Here is a 4,615-nt window from a genome sequence, read left to right on the forward strand (position 1 = left end):
TAAAAATCGGAACTTATATTGGACGGGTTGCCACTCGCAAAACCGGGTCATTCAATATTTCAACTGCTAACGGATTGATTCAAGGAATTAGTCATAAATATTGTCAGCCAATTCACAAAAAGGATGGTTATGCCTATACAATTTAAACCCTGTCCTCCCTTTCCTCTCACCGCTAAATCAAAGATTATAGCGGGAGTCTCCAGGGAGGCGGACAGATGATAGCTTGCGAGTACCAGCCAGGTTTAGAAGGCATTCCAGCAGCTCAATCCAGTATCAGCTACGTTGATGGGCAGAAGGGAATACTAGAGTATCGTGGCATTAGGATCGAAGAACTCGCATCAAACAGTACTTTCCTAGAAGCCGCGTATCTACTGATTTGGGGTGAGCTACCTACTAAGAACGAACTTTATGAATTCCAGGAGGACGTTCGCCTCCACCGACGGATCAAGTACAGCATCCGGGACATGATGAAATGTTTTCCAGAAACTGGTCATCCGATGGATGCTCTACAAGCCTCTGCTGCTGCTTTGGGTCTGTTTTACTCCAAGCGGGCTTTAGACAATCCACAATACATTCGGGGAGCTGTGGTTCGCCTTTTGGCTAAGATACCTACCATGGTAGCAGCATTTAAACAGATGCGCAAAGGGGACGATCCAGTACGCCCTCGGGATGATCTTGGCTATGCAGCTAACTTTCTGTATATGCTCAATGAGGAAGAGCCCACTCCCCTAGAGGCTCATGTCTTTGATGTTTGCCTGACACTCCATGCCGAACATACTATCAATGCCTCTACTTTTTCGGCTCTGGTGACTGCTTCTACTCTTACTGACCCCTATGCAGTAGTGGCATCAGCGGTGGGAACTCTAGCTGGTCCGTTACACGGAGGGGCGAATGAAGAAGTGATTACCATGTTGGAAACCATCGGCTCAGTGGAGAATGTCCACCCTTACTTGGAGGAGCGCTTGCAGCGCAAAGAAAAAATTATGGGTTGCGGTCACCGAGTCTATAAGGTAAAAGACCCGCGAGCAACTATACTTCAGAACTTAGCGGAACAACTGTTTAAGGAATCTGGCACAGACAAGTACTACGACATTGCTTTGGAGTTGGAGAAAGCAGTGGAGGAAAAACTGGGTCACAAGGGGATTTATCCCAATGTGGATTTCTATTCCGGCTTAGTTTACCGGAAGCTGGGTATTCCGAGTGACTTGTTTACACCAGTGTTTGCGATCGCACGGGTTGCAGGTTGGCTAGCTCACTGGAAGGAACAGCTAGCCGTCAATCGAATTTTTAGACCTACTCAAGTCTACACTGGCACTCACGATGCTCCCTATATTCCTATGGAAGCTCGTTAGTCGTTAGTCATTAGTCGTTAGTCATTGGTCATTGGTCATTGGTCATTTGGGCGTTGGTGATTCTTGAGGGAAGTCCCACGAATAATCATGTACTCGGCTCCCTCGGCCAAATGCCTAAGTTTTTATACCTAGTTTTCCTCCTTTTAAAAGCTGACAGCTGAGTGCTGATAGCTGTTCGCGTAGCGTGCGTGGCACAGGCTTCTAGCCTGTGATAAGTGCGCATATGCCTAGGAAAATAATAATTACCAATTACCAATTACCAAGTAACTAATGAAATTTCCATTAACCAAAAAATTCAATAAATTTATAATTTGGATATTAATAGGAGTGGTGCTATTGGTAGGATTTAACACTATCATTCCTGCCCCTCACCATACCCCAAAAACCACCAATAAAATTCAAGGAATTTGGGTAACTCATGTTGGTAACAACTTTCTATCCTATACAGGACAAACCGACAATGTATTTCACGAGTTATCTGGTCTGAATTTTAATCGAATTTACGTTGATGTTTATAATGGTGGAACTACCTATCCTAGTAACTATTCCCTCAAAAATAACTGGATTACCTTACCCTTCACCGACCCCCTAAAAGCCGCTATCAAAGAAGGTGAACGTCAAGGCTTAAAAATCTATGCTTGGTATGAGCATGGCATGATGCTTCATCTTAATTCAAAATTTGCTAAGCAGCATCCCAATTGGCTCCTGAAGACGTCAACAGGAGAAAAAGCTATCGATCAACATCTGTGGCTAAATCCAAACCACCCAGATGTTCAACAGTACTTCATTAATTTATTTACTGAAGTGGCTAAGAACTATCCCAACCTCTATGGTATTCAACTAGACGATCATTGGGGCATTCCAACTCAATTTGGAAATCACGCCAGAGTGATGACGGAATTAACCCGTAAAATTTACCAAGCGGTTAAAAAAATTAACCCTAATTTAATTATATCTCTTTCTCCCAATTCCCCAAGTTTTTCCTACAGAAAATACTCTCAAAATTGGTTGTATTGGATCCGCCAAGGCTTGATTGATGAAGTGATTGTCCAAATTTATCGCAAGACCAGCCAAGAAGTAATCAATACTCTAAGATCTTCGGGTTTACGAGAAGCTAGTTATTATGTTCCGGTAGCGGTAGGTATCTACAGTGGAGAATTCTATCGCCCTAAGCCTATAAATGAACTCAACAAGCAGATAAAAATAGCCGAAAACTCTGGTTATGGTTATTCTCTTTTCTGCTGGGAATCTACCTATAGTCCATTTCGTCGTCTAAAACCAGAGCACAAAGAAGCATTTGTTAAAACTTACTTGAGCATAAAGAAGCTTTTTTTTAACCTTATAAATTTTTTGTAACTATTAGTTTAAGCAGTCAGCTATAGCAAAGGTAAAAGGGAACAGGGAACAGGGAACAGGGAACAGGGAATAGGGAATAGGGAATAGGGAATAGGTAATAAGGAAAAAAAATTTCTGTACCTCATAGCTATCAGAAACACTATAGATGAGGCGAAACGATTTACTTAACTGACCTGTTTTAACCCATTAATCCTCTTTATCCTCTTGCCTTGTCTATAGATAAATCCTCAAAACCAATTAAATTTAGTTAAATTTTATTAAGTTTAATTAAGCTATGCCCTACCATGAAGCAAAACCTGATTGAAGGGAAGGTGAGCTCCCAGCTAACCCGACTAACGATACCCATGATTTGGGGAGTGTTTGCAGTTATTGCTATGAAGCTTCCACCACCTGGCTAACGCCGAGGTGGTGGTGTCCTATGCTAATCTAGAGCTACCCCTAGCCCATAGATCACACAGGCACGCCCAGCTTCTAGGCGATCGTCCAGAATTTTTACTGGAACGATCCTCGTTGCCATTTCTGCGAACGAGTTTAAGTGCCCCCCTAGCCCCGATATTGTAAGCACCGTTTAAGTCTGCATTGAAGCGCTTACCTGAAGGAAAAGTGGCTAGAGCATAATTTCTTGAATCACGCTTAACCGTACCTGAACCATCATAGGCAAGTTTTGAGGTGTATGCTGCTACAACCTCAATCACTTTACCGCCCAATTCAGCCCATTTCATTTCGGTGAAATTGCGAATTTTCGCTTTAAGCCAACCATGAAATCTTTGTCGTAGATTAGATCTCTTTCTCCCGCCTTTTGGTTTCCAACCTTTCAGATTTTCGAAGACAATGGCTTCAGAATTGAACTTTTCAGCAATCTCAACGATTCGCTTAGAAACGATATGACCTATTTGGTGATTGATTCTTCGGCATTTCTCATAGGTCTTAGAACAGAATCCTTTGTGAAGTCTTCCGCCTTTACCCATGGTTTTAGATGCCCGCATAGATACGGATTTTAGTCGTTTGTCCCGACGGTCTATGTCTCTCCCAGGATGAATAAAATCACGATGGATTACAGTGCCGTCATGGGCTACAACTGCTATTGTTGCTGTCGTATTAATTCCTAAATCGACGGCTGTTACGTTCCTTTCTGGTTTGCGCTTTTCTGGCTTACAAGCAAATGGAACACAGAGGTAACAATACCTTTGGTTAAACACTAACGAAGGGGACATCATTTTATTGGTGGCTACCTGATGCCGCTCCCTTAATCCAGTGATCTGAACAGCTGTCCAAACCCAGTCAGAGCCGTTAAACACTTTGATTTCTACGCGGTCAAAACCGTGTAACTTGTAGCATTGACCCTTGTAAAGAGAAGGGTAGCAACCAGTATCTGCATTTAATCTTGGAGGCTTAGCGTATTTTCTGTTTCGGATACCAGACTGCCACTCCCGATAACGAGTAACAAAACTACTGACCTGACCAGCAGAAAACGCGATCGCAGCACGACGTAAATAGCTAGGAAATTTATAAAAGACTTTATTGAACTGAGGATATTTAACATTGGGGCGTTTAGCTGTCTGGTGCATTAATTTTTCGACAGCAGGAGTTAGCTGATCCGTTGTTAATTCCCCAAGTTCAGACCAATGAGTGTCAATAATACCAACCAAGTACCTGCAAGCACGACGATAGACTTTTACCGTTTCACCGAGCAGTAGACGCTGTTCGGCGGTCGGGTTAAGCCGTTACGGTCGATGGGGGCTATTGAACCCCGCACCTCCGCTTCAGAACCGTGCATGAAGTCGGGTAAGGTTTGTAGATTACTCTACTCCCCTCCCCTAAGAACCGGACTTGACAGTTACCCATCATCCGGCTCAAGCCTTACTTCAAGCCTTCTGCTTGGTTTTCTTTTTGCCATGAAGAAGCTT

At 43.2% G+C, this 4,615-nt stretch carries 2 protein-coding genes and 2 pseudogenes; 3 read left to right on the forward strand and 1 reads right to left on the reverse strand.

What is annotated here, in order from left to right; genetic code table 11:
* The 3 genes and pseudogenes from F6K51_RS35325 to F6K51_RS35335 form a co-directional block, all read left to right on the forward strand.
* Positions 1-146, forward strand: a pseudogene (locus F6K51_RS35325) (HNH endonuclease); the annotation flags it as partial.
* Positions 147-215: 69 nt separating this feature from the next.
* Positions 216-1,352 (forward strand): citrate synthase, encoded by a 1,137-nt coding sequence (locus F6K51_RS35330; RefSeq protein WP_293030313.1) that lies wholly within the window; start codon positions 216-218, stop codon positions 1,350-1,352.
* 270 nt (positions 1,353-1,622) lie between these two features.
* Positions 1,623-2,708, forward strand: coding sequence for a family 10 glycosylhydrolase (locus tag F6K51_RS35335; RefSeq protein WP_293030316.1), 1,086 nt, complete (start codon positions 1,623-1,625; stop codon positions 2,706-2,708).
* Between the two features lie 416 nt (positions 2,709-3,124).
* Here the strand turns inward: F6K51_RS35335 and F6K51_RS35340 are convergent.
* A pseudogene (locus tag F6K51_RS35340) lies at positions 3,125-4,429 on the reverse strand (transposase); the annotation flags it as partial.
* Positions 4,430-4,615 lie beyond the last annotated feature (186 nt).

The organism is Moorena sp. SIO3I8 (assembly GCF_010692325.1).
Taxonomy (GTDB): Bacteria; Cyanobacteriota; Cyanobacteriia; order Cyanobacteriales; family Coleofasciculaceae; genus Moorena.

Coding starts and splice junctions, on each gene's coding strand:
- F6K51_RS35330 (WP_293030313.1), top strand. CDS start 216: ATGATAGCTTGCGAGTACCAGCCAGGTTTAGAAGGCATTCCAGCAGCT.
- F6K51_RS35335 (WP_293030316.1), top strand. CDS start 1,623: ATGAAATTTCCATTAACCAAAAAATTCAATAAATTTATAATTTGGATA.